The following is an 18,646-nucleotide window of genomic DNA, read 5'->3' as shown; positions in this document are numbered from 1 at the left end:
GATCAGGCCACGACTTCGGCGGCCTGGTTCTGCAGCAGCGCCAGCAGGCGGGCGATTTCCTCGCGCATCTTGCGGCGGTCGACGATCATGTCCACCGCGCCCTTCTGTACCAGGAATTCGGCGCGCTGGAAGCCTTCGGGCAGTTTCTCGCGGACCGTGTTCTCGATCACGCGCGGACCGGCGAAGCCGATCAGGGCCTTGGGTTCGGCGATCACCACGTCGCCCATGAAGGCGAAGGATGCCGACACGCCGCCCATGGTGGGATCGGTCAGCACAGAGATGAAGGGAAGCTTTTTCTCGGAGAGCTTGGTCAGCATGGCGGTAGTCTTCGCCATCTGCATCAGCGACAGCAGGCCTTCCTGCATGCGCGCGCCGCCGGTGGCGGTGATGCAGATGAAGGGCACCTTCTGCTCCAGCGCCGTCTGCGCGCCGCGCACGAAGCGCTCGCCCACCACCGAACCCATGGAACCGCCGATGAATTCGTATTCGAAGCAGGCGACCACCACAGGCAGGGTCATGATTGCGCCGCCCATCACCACCATCGCATCGGTTTCGCCCGTGGCTTCGAGCGCATCCTTCAGGCGGTCGGGATACTTCTTGCTGTCCTTGAACTTGAGGGAATCCACCGGCAGGACTTCCTGGCCGATTTCATAACGTCCGCCGGCGTCGAGCAAGCCGTCGAGGCGCTCGCGGGCGCGGATGCGCATGTGGTGGCTGCACTTGGGGCAGACATGGAGGTTGGATTCGAGGTCGGTACGGTACAGCACGGCTTCGCACGAAGGGCATTTCACCCACAATCCTTCGGGCACCGACTTGCGGGTGGCGGAATCGGAGCGCTGGATGCGCGGGGGAAGCAGTTTTTCGAGCCAGCTCATGAAGACCTCATTCAAATGTCGCGTTGCCGCATTGTACCGTTCGTCCCGGCTTCCGCCAACTTCCCCCTGCCCTTCGTGCACAACCGGGCTTGGGGGAAAGTCACGCGCGGGATCAGCCGTCAGGCGCTTAGCCGTTCAGCTATTCAGCCGCTCAGCTGTTCAGCCGTCCAGCGCCGCGCGGATGCCGGCGATGAATTCCTGGACCGCCTGGGCTGCCCGCTCGCGCGGCGTGTTCTCCAGTTCCTGGATGATGCGGCTGCCGATCACCACCGCGTCGGACACCGACGCGATCGCCCTTGCCGTCTCGGCATCGCGGATGCCGAATCCCACGCCGACCGGGACCTTGACGCTCTGCTTGATCTCCGGGATCTTCTTCGCCACCGCGTCGAGGTCGAGATGGCCGGAGCCGGTCACGCCCTTCAGCGACACGTAGTAGACATAACCGCTGGCAATCTTGCCTACCTGCGCGATGCGCTCGGCGGTCGAGGTCGGCGCGAGCAGGAAGATGGGATCGAGACCGTTCTCCTTCATGCGCGCGGCGAATTCCTCGCATTCTTCCGGCGGATAGTCCACCACCAGCACGCCATCGACGCCGGCTTCCTTAGCCGCGCCGATGAACTTCTCCTCGCCCATGCGTTCGATGGGATTGGCGTAACCCATCAGCACGACCGGCGTGTGCTGGTTGCTTGCCCGAAATTCATGCACGAACTGCAGCACGTGCCGCATGCCCACGCCATTGGCGAGCGCGCGCTCGGAGGCCCGCTGGATGACGGGGCCGTCCGCCATTGGATCGGAGAAAGGCACGCCGAGTTCGATGACGTCGGCGCCGCCCGCGACGAGCGCGTGCATCAGGGAAACGGTGAGCTCCGGCGCGGGGTCGCCGGCCGTGATGAATGGAATCAAACCCTTCTTGTTTTGCGCCGCGAGGGCCTGCAGCGTGTTCTGGATTCTGGACATGTCGGTTTCCGTTGTCGTCCCGCGCGCCGGCCATCGTGGCCGGACGCGCAAAGACGGTGTTGCATCATGGAGCGGCCGCGCGCCTGCGCGGGCCGCCGTCGTCAAGGCGCAAGAACGCGGTCAGATCGTTCTCTTCATGCGTTCGGCAACGGTATGCATGTCCTTGTCTCCCCGGCCGGAAAGATTGGCCAGGATGATCCTGTCCTTCGGCAAGGTCGCGGCCAGCTTGGCGGCATAGGCCAGCGCATGGCTCGACTCGAGCGCCGGAATGATGCCTTCGATGCGGCAGCAATTGTGGAAGGCCTCGACCGCCTCGTCGTCGGTGATGGACACGTATTGCGCGCGTCCCGCGTCTTTCAGCCACGCATGCTCGGGTCCCACGCCGGGATAATCCAGTCCTGCGGACACCGAGTGGGTCTCGATGATCTGGCCGTCCTCGTTCTGCAACAGGTAGGTGCGGTTGCCGTGCAGCACGCCGGGCGAACCGGCGATGAGCGAGGCGGAATGGCGGCCGGTTTCGAGGCCTTCGCCGGCGGCTTCCACGCCGATCAGCTTCACGTCCTTGAAATCGATGTAGGGATGGAAGATGCCCATCGCGTTGGAGCCGCCGCCGATGCAGGCCACGACGTAGTCGGGCTGGCGGCCCGCCTGCTCCGGCATCTGCTCGATGCATTCCAGGCCGATCACCGACTGGAAGTCGCGCACCATCATCGGGTAGGGATGCGGGCCGGCCACGGTGCCGATGATGTAGAAGGTGTTTTCGACGTTGGTGACCCAGTCGCGCATGGCTTCGTTGAGCGCGTCCTTGAGGGTCTTGGAACCGGACTCGACCGGGACCACCTTGGCGCCGAGCAATTCCATGCGGTAGACGTTCTGCACCTGGCGCTTCACGTCCTCGCTGCCCATGTAGATCACGCATTCCAGGCCGAAGCGGGCGCAGATGGTGGCGGTGGCGACGCCATGCTGGCCGGCGCCGGTTTCGGCGATCACGCGCGGCTTGCCCATGCGCTTGGCAAGCAGGGCCTGGCCGATGACGTTGTTGATCTTGTGCGCGCCGGTGTGGTTGAGGTCTTCGCGTTTGAAATAGATCTGCGCGCCGCCGGCAATCTCGGACCAGCGGCGGGCGTGGTAGATCGGGCTGGGACGGCCGACGAAATGCTTCAGCTCACGCTCGAATTCGGCGAGGAACTCGGGGTCCTTCTGGTAATGCGCGTAGGCATCCTTGAGTTCGCTGAGCGCGTGGGTGAGGGTTTCGGAAACGAAGCTGCCGCCGTAGGGGCCGAAGTGGCCGCGGGAATCGGGCAGGTTGTAGCGGGCCGACTGGATCACCGCCGTGTTGGCGAGACCCTGTCGCTCGGCGACGTGCTCGAGCGGATTGAGTTCTTTCATGATGATGCTTTCGATGCGGGTTGATCAGTCCTGCAGGTCCGCCATGCGGACCGCTTGGATGAAGGCATGGATGCGGGCGGCATCCTTGACGCCCTTCGCCACTTCGACGCCGCTGCTGACGTCGACCGCGTAGGGGCGCACGCGGCGGATCGCGTCAGCCGCGTTTTGCGCGTTCAACCCACCACTCAAAACGACCCGAGGCGCGAGTTCTTCTGGAATGAGAGACCAATCGAAAACCTTTCCACCGCCGCCATAACCGTCGACGAAGGCGTCGAGCAGCAACCCTGCGAACAAGGGACTGGCGGCACGGTAATCCGCTTCGTATTTTAGCAAATCGGCGGCGCGCATATCAGGGGTTACGCGGATTGCGCGGGTAAATTGCCGGCCCGCGGCGGCGGCGGCATCGGCACATTGTTGCGGGCTTTCATCGCCATGGAATTGCAGCTGGGACAAGGGTGCCTGCCTGACCACGCCGGCCACCTCTTCCGGCCCGGCATTGACGAACAGGCCGACGAGACTGACATAGGGCGGCACGGCACGCGCGAGGCTGGCTGCTTCCGGCGCGTCGACGGCGCGCGGGCTCTTGGCATAAAACACCATGCCGATGGCATCGGCCCCGGCGTCGACGGCGGCTTGGACATGCTCGGTCGTGCGCAGACCGCAGATCTTGATTCGGGTGCGTTTATTCATGGCAACAAGGGAAGGCTGGCGGCCTCCTGCGGCAATTCCCATTTTGGATCGTAGTCGATCTTCGCGAGGTAGAGGCCATCCGGCATGAAGGTGGGCGCGGCGCGGCTGCGGTCGCGGGCATCGAGCAGTTCGGCTATCCAGGCGGGCGGCTGGTTGCCGTTGCCGACCATGATGAGCGAACCGACGATGTTGCGCACCATGTGATGCAGGAAGGCGGTGGCCTTCAGGGTGAAGACGAACAGGTGGCCGCGCTGCGTGATGCTGACGTCGAACATGGTCTTGACGGGCGATTTGGCCTGGCATTCGGCGGCGCGGAAGGCGGAAAAGTCGTGCGTGCCGAGCAGGTGGCGGGCCGCCGCCTGCATCGGTTCGAGCTGCAGGGGCCGGAATACCCAGCCCGCCTTGCCGGCCAGAAGGGGCGAGCGCACCGCGTGGTTGTACAGCACGTAGTGATAGGTCCTGCCGACGGCGCCGAAGCGCGCATGGAAATCGTCCTCGCCGCCGGTGTGCGGCGTTGCGTGCGCCCAACGCACCGCGACGCTGGGAGGCAGGAAGGCATTGACGCCGCGCACCCACGAAAACAGGTCGCGCTGCAGGGCGGTGTCGAAATGCACGACTTGCTCGAGCGCATGCACGCCGGCGTCGGTGCGGCCGGCGCAGGTGGTCGCGACGTCCTCCAGCGCGAACCGGCGCAGCGCGGTTTCGAGCGTGTCCTGCACGGTGCCGCCGCCGGGCTGGGTCTGCCAGCCGCGATAGGAAGCGCCGTCATACTGGATGCCAAGGACGATACGGGTGTTCAACGCGACTCCGGGATTTCCGACGTGGGGAAGGCACCTTGCCGGCCGGCGTCCCGTCAGGGAAGGGCTGGCCGCCAAAGCAAAAACGGGCGCCGGCTGATGCGGCGCCCGTGCATTTTAACCGGACTGGCTCAGGCCAGTTCCAGCAGCAGGGATCTTGCCTTCTCGCTCTGCTCGGGCGTGCCGCCCTTGAGCACTTCGTCCAGCAGTTCCCGCGCCCCTTCCTTGTCGCCGATCTCCTGGTAGGCGATCGCGAGGTCGAGCTTGGTGGCCATCTCGGCATCGACGGAAGTGGTGTTGCTGTCATCCAGGCTGGGCAGTCCCTCGTCGAGCGACAGGCTGTCCGCGGGCAGGTCAAGCGACTCGGGCTCGGCCGGCAGGTCGAAGCCCGACAGGTCCGCCGCCTTCATGTGGTCGGCTGCGTCATGCGAAGCGGAAGGCGCGGCGGCCTCAGACTGCGGATCGAGTTCGAGGCTGATGCCCGACAGGTCGAAATCCAGCGGGTCGGCCAAGGCATCGTCCTTGGCGGAATGGCTTGCCGGCGCGGCATCCATCGACGGCAGTTCGGGAATGTCCATCTCGAGCGGCGCGGCTTCGGCGGCGGCAAGTTCCAGCGGCGCGTCGTTCGGCAGCGACGGCGGCGGATCGAGTTGCAGGTCGTCGAAGGACGACACTTCTTCCCGCGCCGGCTCGGTCGGCAGGCCGAGATCGATGTCGCTGATGAGCGGCTGGGTCTCGTCGAGCTTGAGGTCGGCGTCCGCGCTGCTTGCCGGGGCATCCTTCGCCGGCTCGTCGAGGAAATTGAAATCGATGGAAGACAGGTCGGGCGCGTCGGGCACCGGCGTGGCCGAGGGCGCTTCCGCCTTCGGCAGGGTGGGCTGCTCCAGGCTGTCCATGCCTTCGAGGTCGAAATCCAGCGAGTCGAAGGCATTCACCGGCGGGGCGGGCTCCTTCTTTTCCGTTTCAGGCGGCGCGGTGTTCAGCGCGGTGTCATTGAAGTAGGCGGTATCCTGGTCCAGGTTGCCGAGGTTGCTGTCGGACCCGGCGATCTGGGTCGTGGACAACAGCGTCGACAGGCCCTGCTCGTCGAGCGGCTGCGTGGGCTCCGTCTTGTCTTCGGCATGATCCGCGTCCGCCGCTGACGTTGCCGGAGCATCGGCCGACTTGCCGCCGGCGTACAGCGGATTGTTCGGATCGATGGCCGCGCCCATGGTCGCCGCCTGCGTCCACTCCGGTCCCTCTCCCTTGGTCATGCCGTAGAGTTCGGTCGCGAGGACTTCGAAGGCGCGCAGGTCGCGGCGGTTGGAATAGATTTCCAGCAGCTTCACGCGCACCGCATGGCGATCAGGCTGAGTGCGCAGGGCTTCCTTGAGGATTTCCTCGGCCTGGGCATCGCGGCCATAGGCGATGTAGACGTCGGCTTCAGCGACCGGGTCGACTTCATTGGAATCGAGCTGGCTGGAGGACGGCGAAAAGCTGGAATTGAAGACGCTGTTGTTTGTGTCGACGCTCTGGCCGCCGGTGGAACCGAACAGCGAATTCGCCTTGAGGCTGGAATCTGTGATGATGCTGTCGTCGAAGGACTTCGCCTGCTTCTTGCGGCGCGAATACAGGCCGAGTCCGCCGAGGGCAACCAGCAGCGCGCCCAGGCCGGGCAGCAGGAAGGGGCTGGCGAGCAGTTCGTCGGTGAAGCTGGGCGCCGGGGCCGGCGTCGGGGCGGCAGGCTTGGTGGGCTTGGGCTCGGCCGGCTTCTCGGAGGCGGTGACTGCAGGCGTGGCAGGCATGGCGGGGGCGGACGCTGCAGGCGCGCTTGCGGCCTGTTCCGCGGGCTTCTGCTCCGCCTTCTGTTCGGGCTTCTGCTCCGGCTTGGCGGCGGGCTTGGCTTCCGCCTGTTTCTGCTGGTCCGCGAGCGTCTTGCTCTTCACGTCGAGCAGCTTTTGCAGGTCGTTGACGTTCTTTTCGAGTTCCTTGACCCGGGCGTTGGCATCGGCGACCGCCTTTTCCCGGGCAATCTTGTCTTCCGCTGCGACAGGGGCAGCGCTGCCGGCGCCGGCGGCAGGCGCGGCATTCGACAGCTTGAGCTTGTCCTTGGATTCGCTGGCGGGCGTGGGCTTTTCCTCGACCTTGGCGGTGATCTTGCCGCTCGCGCTCTGGCGCGACTCGGCCGAGCGGGAAGCGTCGGATGTCGCGACCTGGCCGGCGAGCTTGTTGCGGTAGTTGCCGAAGTCCGCCGACTGGGCGACGACGATCTCGTGCGCCTCGCCGGCGCTGATGCCGCGCGCGGTCTCGGCGGACGGCACCGACAGGATCTGTCCGGCCTTCAGGCGGTTCATGTTGTTGCCGGCGAAGGCATCGGGATTGTTGCGGAACATCGCCACGAGCATCTGGTCGAGCGACACGCCGGGGCTGCGGTACTGGCCGGCGATGCGGGCGAGCGAATCGCCGCTGCGCACGCGGTATTCGCCGCCGGCGGCGTCCGCCGGACCGGCGTCGGCGCGCGGTGCGCGGATGGAAGGCGCGGCGCGTTGGCCATCGGCACGGGAAGACATCGCGGACGGCATGGACGCGGGCGCGGCGTTGGCCGGCTGAGACGCGCGTGGGACGTTCGCGGACTCCGCGGCCGGCGCGCTGGGCGCGACCTGGGCCGGCTGCGCGGTGCGCAGGTCGGCCGGATCGAGCAGGAAGGTGTATTCGCGGACAAGGCGGCCGTTCGGGCCGGCGAGCTCCAGCAGCATGTCGACGAAGGGTTCGTTGAGCGGCTGCGGAGACGTGACGCGGACCACCTGGCGGTCGCCGCGCTGTTCGACGGCAAAGCGCAGCGAGGTCAGCGCATTGTTGTAGTCGATGCCCGCCTGTCGGAATGCATCGGGAGAGGCCAGCTTGGCGACCAGCGCCCCGGACTCATCCTTGGCCACCGTGGTCAGCTCGATTTCCGCGCGCAGCGGCTGGCCGAGGGCGGAAAGAACGGTCAGCTTGCCGAGCCCGACGGCGCCCGCATTGGAGAACAACAGGGCCGAAACGACGGCCGCGCTGACCGTCTTGAGGTTGAAGGTACCGGCGGGAAAGCGCTTGTTTTGCGTATTAGATGGCATGGATGGCTTCCGATGGCGAATCTGATCGAGGCAACGTCACTTCGCGCAATTTAGCATTGTTCGGAGGAACTTTCACCTTATCATCATGGACTTAGGCCCGCAAGTGTAACCAAAGCACTAGGTACTGTAAAACTTGTTACCTTGAGTTGCGAATTCTATGGGGCAATGTTGCATTTCGGCAACCCAAAGAGAAAGGGCCTGCCGGCGGTCTGATTACAGCATAGACCGCCGGCAGGCCCCGGCAAGCTTGCCGGAAGTTCATTCCGGCATCGCATGATGCTTTATTACTTGTCCAGCACGATGCGCAGCATGCGGCGCAGCGGTTCGGCAGCGCCCCACAGCAGCTGGTCGCCGACGGTGAAGGCGGAAAGGTACTCGCCGCCCATCTGCATCTTGCGCAGGCGGCCGACCGGGATGGTCAGGCTGCCGGTGACGGCGGCGGGCGTGAGGTCCTTCATCGAGGCCTCGCGGTTGTTCGGCACGACCTTGGACCACTGGTTGGTGCTGGCGATGATGCCTTCGATCTCGTCGAGCGGCACGTCCTTCTTCAGCTTGATGGTGAGCGCCTGGGAATGGCAGCGCATTGCGCCGATGCGCACGCACAGGCCATCGACGGGGATCGCCGCCTTGGCACCCGCACCGAAGCCTTCGCCGCGGCCGAGGATCTTGTTGGTCTCGGCGCCGCCCTTCCACTCCTCGCGCGACACGCCGTTGCCGAGGTCCTTGTCGATCCAGGGGATCAGGTTGCCGGCCAGCGGCACGCCGAACTGCTTGGTCTCGTCGGCGCTCATGGAATGCTGCTTGGCGAGGACCTTGCGGTCGATTTCGAGGATAGCGGAAGCGGGATCGTCGAGCAGGGACTTGACGTCGGCGTTGATGGTGCCGAACTGGGTCAGCAGTTCGCGCATGTGCTGCGCGCCGCCGCCGGAGGCGGCCTGGTAGGTCATGGAGGTCATCCATTCGACCAGGTCTTCGCGGAACAGGCCGCCCAGGCCCATCAGCATGCAGGATACGGTGCAGTTGCCGCCGACGAAGTTCTTCACGCCGCGCGACAGCGCGGTCTTGATGACGTCGAGGTTGACCGGGTCGAGGATGATGATGGCGTCATCCTTCATGCGCAGCGTGGACGCCGCGTCGATCCAGTAGCCGTTCCAGCCGGCCGCGCGCAGTTGCGGGAAAATCTCGGTGGTGTAGTCGCCGCCCTGGCAGGTAATAATGATGTCGCATTTTTTCAGCTCATCAATATTATTGGCATCTTTCAGAGTGGTTTCGTTTTTCGCCATTGCCGGGGCTTTGCCGCCGGTATTGGACGTCGAAAAGAACACCGGCTCGATGTGTGCGAAATCGCCCTCTTCCTGCATGCGCTGCATCAGGACGGAGCCCACCATACCACGCCAACCCACCAGACCTACTAACTTCACGATTTTCTCCCTAGAGACACTTCGATCAAAACTTCAATGTCGCGATAGCGCCTGCACCACCGCGTCGCCCATCTCGACCGTTCCTACCTTGGTCGTTCCTTCTTCATAAATGTCGGGGGTGCGCAGGCCCTGGGCCAGCACCGCCTTGACCGCCGCCTCGATGCGGTCGGCCTGCTCCGCCTTGTTCAGCGAGAAGCGCAGCATCATCGCCGCCGACAGGATGGTGGCCAGCGGATTGGCCACGCCCTTGCCGGCGATGTCCGGCGCGGAGCCGTGCGAGGGCTCGTACAGGCCCTTGTTGTTCGCATCCAGCGAGGCCGAGGGCAGCATGCCGATGGAACCGGTCAGCATGGCGGCGGCGTCGGACAGGATGTCGCCGAACATGTTGCCGGTGACGATGACGTCGAACTTCTTCGGCGCGCGCACGAGCTGCATGGCGGCGTTGTCGACATACATGTGGTCGAGCGCAACGTCCTGGTATTCCTTGTGCACGTCGGTGACGATGTCCTTCCAGAACTGGAAGGTCTCGAGCACGTTGGCCTTGTCCACGCTGGTCAGGCGCTTACCGCGCTTGCGCGCCGCCTGGAAGGCGACGTGCGCAATGCGGCGGATTTCCGGCTCGGCGTAGCGCATGGTGTCGAAGCCTTCGCGCTCGCCCTTGAACGCGCCGTCGGGCGCGGTGCGCACGCCGCGCGGCTGGCCGAAGTAGATGTCGCCCGTCAGTTCGCGGATGATCAGGATGTCCAGGCCGGACACCACCTCGGGTTTGAGGGTCGAGGCGCCCGCCAGTTCCGGATACAGGATGGCCGGACGCAGGTTGGCGAACAGGTTCAGGTTCTTGCGCAGGCCGAGGATGGCCTGCTCGGGACGCAGCGGACGGTCGAGCTTGTCGTACTTCCAGTCGCCGACGGCGCCGAACAGCACCGCATCGGCTTCCTTGGCCAGCTTCAGCGTGCCTTCGGGCAGCGGATGGCCGTGCGCTTCATAGCCCGCGCCGCCGACCGGCGCGGTTTCCATTTCGAATTTCTCGTCGAGCACGTCGAGCACGCGTACCGCTTGCTCGACGATTTCGGGACCGATGCCGTCGCCCGGCAGGATTGCAATCTTCATTGTTCTTGTTCGCGTTGGTTAGATCGTGTTGGCCAGCCAGGGTTGGGACGCGAGGTGGCGTTCCTCGAAGGCGCGGATCTTGTCGGACTGGCGCAGGGTCAGGCCGATGTCGTCCAGGCCGTTCAGCAGGCAATACTTGCGGAACTGGTCCACCTCGAACGGATAGACGTTGCTGCCGCTGGTGGTGGACACGACCTGCTTCTCGAGGTCGACCACGAGGCAGAAGCCCGGGAAAGCCTTCACTTCATTGAACAGCTGGTCCACCTGCGTCTCGGACAGCATGATGGGCAGCAGGCCGTTCTTGAAGCAGTTGTTGAAGAAGATGTCGGCGAAGCTCGGCGCGATGATGGCGCGGAAGCCGAACTGCTGCAGCGCCCACGGCGCGTGCTCGCGCGAGGAGCCGCAGCCGAAGTTCTTGCGGGCCAGCAGGATGGTCGCGCCCTGGTAGCGCGGCTGGTTCAGCACGAAATCCGGGTTGACCGGGCGGCGGCTGTTGTCCATGCCGGGTTCGCCGTGGTCGAGGTAGCGCCACTCGTCGAACAGGTTCGGGCCGAAGCCGGAACGCTTGATGGACTTCAGGAATTGCTTGGGAATGATGGCGTCGGTGTCGACGTTCGCGCGGTCCAGCGGCGCGACCAGTCCCTCGTGTACGATGAATTTATCCATGATCTCGAACTTGCTTATTCGGACTTGCTTATTTCCGGGCGGCGCTCTCGACGACTTCGCCGGCCTTCTTGACATCCTTGCCGATGCCCTGGACGGTGTTGCAACCGGCCAGGAAGGCGAAGAACAAGATGCCAAGCGTCAATGCAAACAGTTTTTTCATTTTTTTATCTCCCTTGAAACCCATGCTCAGCGCAGGGCGCGCACGTCGACGAAATGTCCTTCGATTCCGGCGGCGGCGGCCATGGCGGGCGACACCAGGTGGGTGCGTCCGCCCTGCCCCTGGCGGCCCTCGAAGTTGCGGTTCGAGGTCGAGGCGCAGCGCTCTCCCGGCTCGAGGCGGTCGGCGTTCATCGCCAGGCACATCGAGCAGCCCGGCTCGCGCCATTCGAAGCCGGCGTCCTTGAAGATCTTGTCCAGGCCTTCGCGCTCTGCCTGTTCCTTGACCAGGCCGGAACCCGGCACCACCATCGCCAGCTTGACGTTGGAGGCGCGGAACTTGCCGCGCACCACGGCGGCGGCGGCGCGCAGGTCTTCGATGCGGGAATTGGTGCAGGAACCGATGAAGACCTTGTCGATGCGGATGTCGCTGATGGAGGTGTTGGGCTGCAGGCCCATGTAGGTCAAGGCCTTCTCCATGGCGTCGCGCTTGACGGCATCCTTTTCCTTGTCGGGATCGGGCACGCGGTCGTCGACCGAGACCACCATTTCCGGCGAAGTGCCCCAGGTGACCTGCGGCTTGATCTCGGCGGCGTTGAGGGTGACCACCAGGTCGAACCTCGCGCCGGGGTCGGAATGCAGGGTGCGCCAGTATTCGACGGCGCGGTCCCAGTGCGGACCGACGGGCGAGTAGGGACGGCCCTTGACGTAGTTGATGGTGACGTCGTCCACCGCGACCATGCCGGCGCGGGCGCCGGCCTCGATGGCCATGTTGCAGACGGTCATGCGGCCTTCCATCGACAGCGAGCGGATGGCGGAGCCGGCGAATTCGATGGCGTAGCCCGTGCCGCCGGCGGTGCCGATCTTGCCGATGATGGCCAACACGATGTCCTTGGCGGTGACGCCGAAGGGCAAGGCGCCGTCGACCTGGACCAGCATGGCCTTGGACTTCTTGGCCAGCAGGGTCTGGGTGGCTAGCACGTGCTCGACCTCGGAGGTGCCGATGCCGTGCGCGAGGCAGCCGAAGGCGCCGTGGGTGGAGGTATGCGAGTCGCCGCAGACCACGGTCATGCCGGGCAGGGTCGCGCCCTGCTCGGGGCCGATGACGTGGACGATGCCCTGGCGCTTGTCGCGCATGTTGAAATAGGTCACGCCGTACTGCCTGGTGTTTTCATCCAGGGTTTCCACCTGCAGGCGGGAGATCGGGTCGGCGATGCCGTGGGCGCGGTCGGTGGTCGGCACGTTGTGGTCGGCCACGGCCAGGTTGGCGGATAGCCGCCACGGCTGGCGTCCCGCCAGCTTCAGGCCTTCGAAAGCCTGCGGGCTGGTGACTTCATGGACAAGGTGACGGTCGATGTAGAGGATCGCGGTGCCATCCTCTTCGGTGTGCACGACGTGCGATTCCCAGAGTTTGTCGTAGAGGGTTTGAGCCATGGTTCGTATGCGCGGATGGAGCTTGAGGAAGCGTAAGACGGACGAATAAGTTCTTGATTATGCCATAGTTGTGCAGCGCAAAAGCGGCTTTGCCGGCGCATGGCGAAAATGAAAACGCCCGCATTGGCATGGCGGGCGTTTCAGGCGGGGAAGCTTGCCGGAGATTCAATGCCGGTCAGCGCCGGCGGGATTGCTCGTAGAGCGGCAGGACGCGCTGCGAATAGGCTGTCAGGTCGCGCAGCCGGTCTTCCCGCGACGGGTGGGTGGAAAGCCACTTTACCGGATCGCCGCCGCCCATCTGGCCCATCTTCTGCCAGAGCGTGATCGCTGCGCGCGGATCGTAGCCGGCGCGGGCGGCGAGCTCGACGCCGATGCGGTCGGCTTCGGTTTCCTGGGCGCGCGAGTGCGGCAGCCCGAGCACGCCCTGGTACAAGGCTTCCCCGAGCTGCTGGCCGCCCTGCCCCACGCCGAGCACGGCGGCGCCGATGGAGATCGCGGTGCCGGCGAGCGATTGCTCGGACACCCGCTCCCGCGCATGCTCGCGCAGCGCGTGGGCGATCTCGTGCCCCATGACGGCGGCCAGTTCGTCGTCGCTGACCTGCAGCTTCTCGATCAGGCCGGAATACACCGCGATCTTCCCGCCCGGCATGCACCAGGCATTGACTTCGCTGGCCGTCAGCACATTGGCTTCCCAGCCCCACTTCACCGCGTCCGGCCGGAACGCCGCGGTCGCCGGGATGATGCGCTGGGCGATGGCCCGGACCCGGGCGACATGGGCCGGATTGGTGTTGAGCAAGCCCTTGGCGCGCGCTTCCGCCATGACTTGGGCGTATTGCTGGCCCGCCGCCTGGTCCACTTCCTGCGACGACACCGCCATCCGCTGGGTGCGGTCGACGCCGACCGCGCCGGCCTGGGTGGTCTGCACCGTCTCGCAGCCGGTCGCCATGATCATGGCGGCGGCAACGATCGTCGTCTTCCACATCGACTTCCTGATCCTTGCAGTCATTTCTTCTCCTTATTGTTGAGTAGCCAGCGGTAAGACAGCGTCGCCGCCCCCGCGCCTGCCAGCGAAAATGCTGCTGCCAACAAATAGACTGTCTGCGGGCCAAATGTTTCCCAGAACACGCCCAGGATCAAACCGCCGAGCGTGCCTCCCAGCCCATAGGAAATGCTTGTGTACAGGGCCTGCCCGCTTGCCTGGAGGGGGCCGGCGAACCAGCGCTGCAGGGTGACGACCGATGCGGAGTGATGCACGCCGAAGGTGGCGGCATGCATCACCTGGGCAATCAGCAGGAGCAGCAGCGACTCTGCGCCGAAGCCGATCAGCAGGAAGCGCGCGACGGCGATCAGCAGGCTCGCCAGCATGAGGCGCCGCACGCCGAAGCGCCGGAACAGCGGCGCCTGGTAGTAAAAGAAGACGATTTCCACGATGACGCCGAGCGACCACATGAAGCCGATCAGCGTGTTCGAGTAGCCTATCCGCGCGAGGTAGAGGGAATAGAACACGTAGAGCGAGGCATGCGCCGCGATCATCAGGAAGGTCGAGCAAAAGAAGGCGATTACTTCGCGGCGGCGCAGCAAGGCGAACACCGATGGCGCGGCCTGGTGCGTCGCGGGGTGCACGGTTTCCTCCATGCGCAGCGCGGCCACCAGCACCAGCGCGAGCAGCGCGAGGGTCATCCAGGGCAGCGAGTTGACGCCGAGCCGGTCGAGCACCGGGCCGCCGAAGGTGGCGGTCACGATAAAGCCGACCGATCCCCACAGGCGCAGGCGGCCGTAGTGGGTCAGGTCGCCGCGCATCTCGGAAAGCATCAGGGCCTCGGACAGCGGCCCCTGCGCGCTGGTGAACAGGTTGACCGCGATCATCACCGCGAAGAACCAGGCGAAGGTCGCGCCGAAGAACATGCCGCAGAAGCAGGCCGTGGCGGCAGCCGCCGTCAGGCGCAGCACCGTCACCCGCTGCTGGTGGCGATCGGCGACCCAGCCCCAGAGGTTGGGGCCGAAGATGCGCATGACCTGCATGAGCGACATCAGGATGCCGATCTGGGCGGCGGTCATGCCCTTGTTGGCGAAGTACAGGCTGGCGTAGGGCGAAAAGATGCCGATGTAGCCGTAGTAGGCGAAGAAGAACAGCGCGAAGCTGAAGGATTGGCGGGGCCAGGGCGGGTGCTGCACGAAGGATGAACGCGTTGGAATGTCACTCGGCTCATCCCGGCATTGCCTGCCGGGATGAGTCCTGGGCCTGGGCCTGGTCAGGCCTTGCCGGCGGCCGGCGTTGCGCTCGGTACCGCGGCGCTGGCCGGGATGCGCGGCGTGTCGACGCGCACGTCGCCGCACTGCGCCCGGTGGCGCAGGGCATGGTCCATCAGCACCAGCGCAAGCATGGCCTCGGCGATGGGCGTGGCGCGGATGCCGACGCAGGGATCATGGCGGCCGAAGGTTTCCACTGGCACGGGATTGCCCGCCTTGTCGATGGATTGCCGCGCCGTGCGGATGCTGGACGTGGGCTTGATGGCGATGGACACGGTGATGTCCTGGCCGGTGGAGATGCCACCGAGCACGCCCCCGGCATTGTTGCTGGCGAAGCCCTGCGGCGTCAGCTCGTCGCCGTGCTGGGTGCCGCGCTGGCTGACCGAGGCGAAACCCGCGCCGATCTCCACGCCCTTCACCGCGTTGATGCCCATCATGGCGTAGGCGATGTCGGCGTCGAGCTTGTCGTAGATCGGTTCGCCGAGCCCGACGGGCACGTTCTGCGCCACCACGTCGATGCGCGCGCCGCAGGAATCGCCGTCCTTGCGCAGGTCGTCCATGTAGGCTTCCAGCCGGGGCAGGATGTCCGCGTTGGCGGCGAAGAAGGGGTTGTCCGGAACGTGGTCCCAGGACACGAAGGGAATGGGAATGTCGCCGAGCTGGCTCATGCACCCCTTGAACACCGTGCCGTACTGCTGCTGCAGCCATTTCTTGGCGATGGCGGCGGCGCCGACCACCGGCGCGGTCAGGCGCGCCGAAGAGCGCCCGCCGCCGCGCGGATCGCGGATGCCGTACTTGTGCCAGTAGGTGTAGTCGGCGTGGCCGGGACGGAAGGTCTCGACGATGTTGCCGTAGTCCTTGCTGCGCTGGTCCTGGTTGCGGATCAGCAGCGCGATCGGGGTGCCGGTGGTCTTGCCCTCGTACACGCCGGACAGGATTTCCACGGTATCCGGCTCCTGGCGCTGGGTCACGTGCCGGGAGGTGCCCGGCCGGCGGCGGTCGAGTTCCGGCTGGATGTCGGCTTCGGACAAAGGCATGCCGGGTGGGCAGCCGTCGATGACGCAGCCGATCGCCGGACCATGCGATTCGCCAAAAGTGGTAACGGTAAACAGCGTGCCAAAGGTGTTGCCGGACATGATGAAATCGCAAGGACGAAGAACGAAGGCAAGATTTTAGCCTATGGCGAAACATCCATGCCGGCGAATTTGCGCCCGGCGCGCAGGCAGGCCCATGTCAGCGAAAAACGACGCTCCGCCGGGCTGCGCAAGGCGGGTAGAAGAAATCCTCCACTTTTGCGAGACATGCGTTGCAGTAACCAAAAATATGGTGCAACATCGAAAATATATTGTCGCAAGGTAACCAAGCGGACCAGCGTGGCGGAAAGGGAGCCGGCCATGAAAAACAGCGCGAGCACATCTTGCCTGAATGGCAAGCGCCTCTACCGTCATGCCCCTGCCATCCGGAACGGCGGGCTGGTCCGATCCTGCATCGCCCAATGGATTTTCGTGGAGGAAGCATGAGCAGACCGGACACTTCGGTCGACGACGACCTCATCTTCCTGGATGAGCCCGACGACGGCACCCCGTCCCCCCTGCCCTCCCTCCGTCCCACCTGGCGCATCCTGATCGTCGACGACGACGCCGACGTGCATTCCGCGACCATCTTCGCCCTGTCCAACCTGGAAATGCAGCAGCGCCCGCTGGAATTCCTGCATGCCTATTCCGCGCGCGAAGCCCGCGAGCGGCTCGCGGTGGAGAAGGACGTGGCCGTGATCCTGCTGGACGTGGTGATGGAACAGGGTGACTCCGGGCTGCAGCTGGTCAGGCACATCAGGGAAAACCTCGGGCTCAGCGAGGCGCGCATCATCCTGCGCACCGGCCAGCCCGGCTATGCGCCTGAAATCGATGCCATCCGCGATTTCGACATCAACGATTACAAGACCAAGTCCGAGCTGACGCGCATCAAGCTGTACACCACGATCACCTCGGCCATCCGCTCCTACGAACAGATCCGCGCCATCAATGCCAGCCGCCGCGGACTGGACCGGATCGTGCAGGCCAGCACCGAGCTCATGTCGCTGCACGGCTTCGAGCAGTTCGCCAGCGGCGTGCTGCGGGTCGCCGGCGACCTGCTGGAAACGCGCATCGACGGCCTGCTGTGCAGCACGGACCGCATCGGCGATGCCCAGGCCGTACTCCAGGTCGACGCCGCCACCGGACGGTTCGCTGCGACCGCCGGCTGCGATGCGGAGGCAGTCGCCGGCCCCTACGTGTTCGCCGCGCTGCGCGACGGCCTGCACGCGAGGCGCAACATCTACGGCAACGACTTCGCCATCCTACATTTCGGCCGGGCCGGCGGCCGCGACTTCGTCGCCTACCTCGACACCGAACTATCCCTCGACGCCATCGCCCGCCAGCTGCTGGAAGTCTTCAGCCGCAACGTGGCGGTCGGACTCGACAACGTGCTGCTGATGTCGCGGCTGCACAACTTCGCCTTCTACGATCCGCTCACCAAGCTGCCGAACCGCACCCGGCTGCGGGAACTTGTCGATGCCGTCCTCGTTTCGCCCCGCCGCGCGGAAGTCACGCTGGCGCTGGTGGACATCGACCACTTTTCCGAAACCAACGACGCGCTCGGCCACAAGTTCGGCGACTCGCTGCTGCTCGGCGTGGCGGCGCGCCTGCAGACCCGCCTCGGCGACCAGCTTTCCATCGGCCGCATCGCCGGCGATACCTTCGGCGTGCTGGGCCATTCCGCGCTGGTCGAACCCTCGGTCATCCTGTCGCTGTTCGACGAGCCTTTCCACATCGACGGCCAGGACGTGCAGCTTTCCGCGACCGCCGGCCTGCTGCGCCTGGACGACTACGAAGGCGCGGGCGCCGACGCCCTGAAAGACGCCGACATCGCCCTCAAGCGCGCCAAGCTGCTGCAGCGTTCCGGGCATTTCTACTTTTCGCGCAACATGGGCGTGGACATCCGCGAACGGGTCAGGACCATGCACGCGCTGCGTTCGGCGCTGGAAGACCGGGAACTGTTCGTGGTGTACCAGCCGCAGATCGACCTGACGACGCGCCGCCCCGTCGGAGCCGAGGCGCTGCTGCGCTGGCGGACCAAGGACGGCTCCTTCATTCCACCGGACCGCTTCATCCCGATCGCCGAATATTCCGGCCTGATCATCGAGATCGGCGAACAGGTCATGCGAGACGCCTGCCTCGAACTGGTCCAGCTCAATGCGCTCGGCTTCCGGGACTTTACGATTTCCATCAACGTTTCCCAGGTGCAGTTCCGGCATCCGCGCTTCCTCGATACGCTGCACAAGGTGCTGGCCGAGACCGGCGCCCCGGCCGGCCGCGTGGAGCTCGAGATCACCGAGTCGATCGCCATGGAAGACCCCGATGCCCTGATCCGCCTGCTGGAACAGATCAAGCAGACCGGCGTCAGCATCGCCATCGATGACTTCGGCACCGGCTTTTCCTCGCTCAGCTACCTGCAGCGCCTGCATGCCGACCGCCTGAAGATCGACCGCGCCTTCGTCACCGAGATCACCCATTCGCAGCGCGGCAGCAGCATCGCCGAGATGGTGATCCAGCTCGGGCGCAACCTCGGCATGTCGGTCATCGCCGAGGGCGTCGAGGATGAACGCCAGGCTTCCATCCTGAGCGCGCTCGGCTGTCCTCTCGCGCAGGGCTACCTGTTCGCGCGGCCGATGACGGTCGACCAGCTGCGGACCTGGATGAACAACAACGGCGCGCGCTGAACCCGCCGCGCGCCGGCCGGCGTCACATCGTCGCGTTTGATCAAAGCGAGAA

16 protein-coding genes are annotated in these 18,646 nt (G+C 65.3%); 2 read left to right on the top strand and 14 right to left on the bottom strand.

Annotated features, from left to right (window positions below):
- Window positions 1-2 precede the first annotated feature (2 nt).
- The 14 genes from accD to aroC form a co-directional block, all read right to left on the bottom strand.
- The gene (gene accD / locus G3574_RS11145; protein ID WP_163963037.1) at window positions 3-875 is read right to left on the bottom strand and encodes an acetyl-CoA carboxylase, carboxyltransferase subunit beta; all 873 of its coding nucleotides are present in this window, start codon (window positions 873-875) and stop codon (window positions 3-5) included.
- Between the two features lie 159 nt (window positions 876-1,034).
- Window positions 1,035-1,832: a tryptophan synthase subunit alpha gene (gene trpA / locus G3574_RS11140; RefSeq protein WP_163963035.1), complete on the bottom strand. Its 798-nt coding sequence runs from the start codon at window positions 1,830-1,832 to the stop codon at window positions 1,035-1,037.
- A gap of 120 nt (window positions 1,833-1,952) precedes the next feature.
- Complete coding sequence (trpB, locus tag G3574_RS11135; protein ID WP_163963033.1) at window positions 1,953-3,221, bottom strand: tryptophan synthase subunit beta; 1,269 nt, start codon at window positions 3,219-3,221, stop codon at window positions 1,953-1,955.
- A gap of 24 nt (window positions 3,222-3,245) precedes the next feature.
- Complete coding sequence (locus tag G3574_RS11130; RefSeq protein ID WP_163963363.1) at window positions 3,246-3,911, bottom strand: phosphoribosylanthranilate isomerase; 666 nt, start codon at window positions 3,909-3,911, stop codon at window positions 3,246-3,248.
- Window positions 3,908-4,711, bottom strand: a complete 804-nt coding sequence (gene truA / locus G3574_RS11125) for a tRNA pseudouridine(38-40) synthase TruA (protein ID WP_163963031.1) — start codon at window positions 4,709-4,711, stop codon at window positions 3,908-3,910. The genes G3574_RS11130 and truA overlap by 4 nt, the downstream gene beginning before the upstream one ends.
- A 128-nt stretch (window positions 4,712-4,839) precedes the next feature.
- Window positions 4,840-7,800 (bottom strand): FimV/HubP family polar landmark protein, encoded by a 2,961-nt coding sequence (locus G3574_RS11120; protein ID WP_163963029.1) that lies wholly within the window; start codon window positions 7,798-7,800, stop codon window positions 4,840-4,842.
- A 284-nt stretch (window positions 7,801-8,084) separates the two neighbouring features.
- Window positions 8,085-9,221: an aspartate-semialdehyde dehydrogenase gene (gene asd / locus G3574_RS11115; RefSeq protein WP_163963026.1), complete on the bottom strand. Its 1,137-nt coding sequence runs from the start codon at window positions 9,219-9,221 to the stop codon at window positions 8,085-8,087.
- Window positions 9,222-9,254: 33 nt separating this feature from the next.
- Complete coding sequence (gene leuB, locus G3574_RS11110) at window positions 9,255-10,331, bottom strand: 3-isopropylmalate dehydrogenase (RefSeq protein ID WP_163963024.1); 1,077 nt, start codon at window positions 10,329-10,331, stop codon at window positions 9,255-9,257.
- 18 nt (window positions 10,332-10,349) lie between these two features.
- On the bottom strand, window positions 10,350-10,997 hold the full coding sequence (leuD, locus tag G3574_RS11105) for a 3-isopropylmalate dehydratase small subunit (RefSeq protein WP_163963022.1): 648 nt from the start codon (window positions 10,995-10,997) through the stop codon (window positions 10,350-10,352).
- A gap of 28 nt (window positions 10,998-11,025) precedes the next feature.
- The gene (locus tag G3574_RS11100) at window positions 11,026-11,157 is read right to left on the bottom strand and encodes an entericidin A/B family lipoprotein (protein ID WP_163963020.1); all 132 of its coding nucleotides are present in this window, start codon (window positions 11,155-11,157) and stop codon (window positions 11,026-11,028) included.
- 26 nt (window positions 11,158-11,183) lie between these two features.
- Window positions 11,184-12,587: a 3-isopropylmalate dehydratase large subunit gene (gene leuC / locus G3574_RS11095; protein WP_163963018.1), complete on the bottom strand. Its 1,404-nt coding sequence runs from the start codon at window positions 12,585-12,587 to the stop codon at window positions 11,184-11,186.
- A gap of 175 nt (window positions 12,588-12,762) precedes the next feature.
- Complete coding sequence (locus G3574_RS11090; RefSeq protein WP_163963016.1) at window positions 12,763-13,593, bottom strand: M48 family metallopeptidase; 831 nt, start codon at window positions 13,591-13,593, stop codon at window positions 12,763-12,765.
- Window positions 13,590-14,924, bottom strand: coding sequence for an MFS transporter (locus tag G3574_RS11085; protein WP_328804778.1), 1,335 nt, complete (start codon window positions 14,922-14,924; stop codon window positions 13,590-13,592). The genes G3574_RS11090 and G3574_RS11085 overlap by 4 nt, the downstream gene beginning before the upstream one ends.
- On the bottom strand, window positions 14,840-15,973 hold the full coding sequence (aroC, locus tag G3574_RS11080; protein ID WP_163963011.1) for a chorismate synthase: 1,134 nt from the start codon (window positions 15,971-15,973) through the stop codon (window positions 14,840-14,842). The genes G3574_RS11085 and aroC overlap by 85 nt, the downstream gene beginning before the upstream one ends.
- Here aroC and G3574_RS11075 point away from each other — a divergent pair.
- Together G3574_RS11075 and G3574_RS11070 are read left to right on the top strand one after the other, a co-directional pair.
- Window positions 15,917-16,357 (top strand): hypothetical protein, encoded by a 441-nt coding sequence (locus tag G3574_RS11075; protein WP_163963009.1) that lies wholly within the window; start codon window positions 15,917-15,919, stop codon window positions 16,355-16,357. The two genes, aroC and G3574_RS11075, sit on opposite strands and share 57 nt — an antisense overlap.
- Complete coding sequence (locus G3574_RS11070; RefSeq protein ID WP_163963007.1) at window positions 16,354-18,594, top strand: GGDEF/EAL domain-containing response regulator; 2,241 nt, start codon at window positions 16,354-16,356, stop codon at window positions 18,592-18,594. Before G3574_RS11075 ends, G3574_RS11070 begins: the two co-directional genes overlap by 4 nt.
- The last annotated feature ends 52 nt before the right edge of the window (window positions 18,595-18,646 follow it).

This window comes from Noviherbaspirillum galbum, assembly GCF_010974945.1.
GTDB lineage: Bacteria > Pseudomonadota > Gammaproteobacteria > Burkholderiales > Burkholderiaceae_D > Noviherbaspirillum > Noviherbaspirillum galbum.
Note: the sequence above shows the minus strand (reverse complement) of the source record. Positions and strands in the feature narration are given on the sequence as shown.

Coding starts and splice junctions, on each gene's coding strand:
- accD (WP_163963037.1), bottom strand. CDS start 875: ATGAGCTGGCTCGAAAAACTGCTTCCCCCGCGCATCCAGCGCTCCGAT.
- trpA (WP_163963035.1), bottom strand. CDS start 1,832: ATGTCCAGAATCCAGAACACGCTGCAGGCCCTCGCGGCGCAAAACAAG.
- trpB (WP_163963033.1), bottom strand. CDS start 3,221: ATGAAAGAACTCAATCCGCTCGAGCACGTCGCCGAGCGACAGGGTCTC.
- G3574_RS11130 (WP_163963363.1), bottom strand. CDS start 3,911: ATGAATAAACGCACCCGAATCAAGATCTGCGGTCTGCGCACGACCGAG.
- G3574_RS11120 (WP_163963029.1), bottom strand. CDS start 7,800: ATGCCATCTAATACGCAAAACAAGCGCTTTCCCGCCGGTACCTTCAAC.
- leuB (WP_163963024.1), bottom strand. CDS start 10,331: ATGAAGATTGCAATCCTGCCGGGCGACGGCATCGGTCCCGAAATCGTC.
- leuD (WP_163963022.1), bottom strand. CDS start 10,997: ATGGATAAATTCATCGTACACGAGGGACTGGTCGCGCCGCTGGACCGC.
- G3574_RS11100 (WP_163963020.1), bottom strand. CDS start 11,157: ATGAAAAAACTGTTTGCATTGACGCTTGGCATCTTGTTCTTCGCCTTC.
- leuC (WP_163963018.1), bottom strand. CDS start 12,587: ATGGCTCAAACCCTCTACGACAAACTCTGGGAATCGCACGTCGTGCAC.
- G3574_RS11090 (WP_163963016.1), bottom strand. CDS start 13,593: ATGACTGCAAGGATCAGGAAGTCGATGTGGAAGACGACGATCGTTGCC.
- G3574_RS11075 (WP_163963009.1), top strand. CDS start 15,917: ATGCGATTCGCCAAAAGTGGTAACGGTAAACAGCGTGCCAAAGGTGTT.
- aroC (WP_163963011.1), bottom strand. CDS start 15,973: ATGTCCGGCAACACCTTTGGCACGCTGTTTACCGTTACCACTTTTGGC.
- G3574_RS11070 (WP_163963007.1), top strand. CDS start 16,354: ATGAGCAGACCGGACACTTCGGTCGACGACGACCTCATCTTCCTGGAT.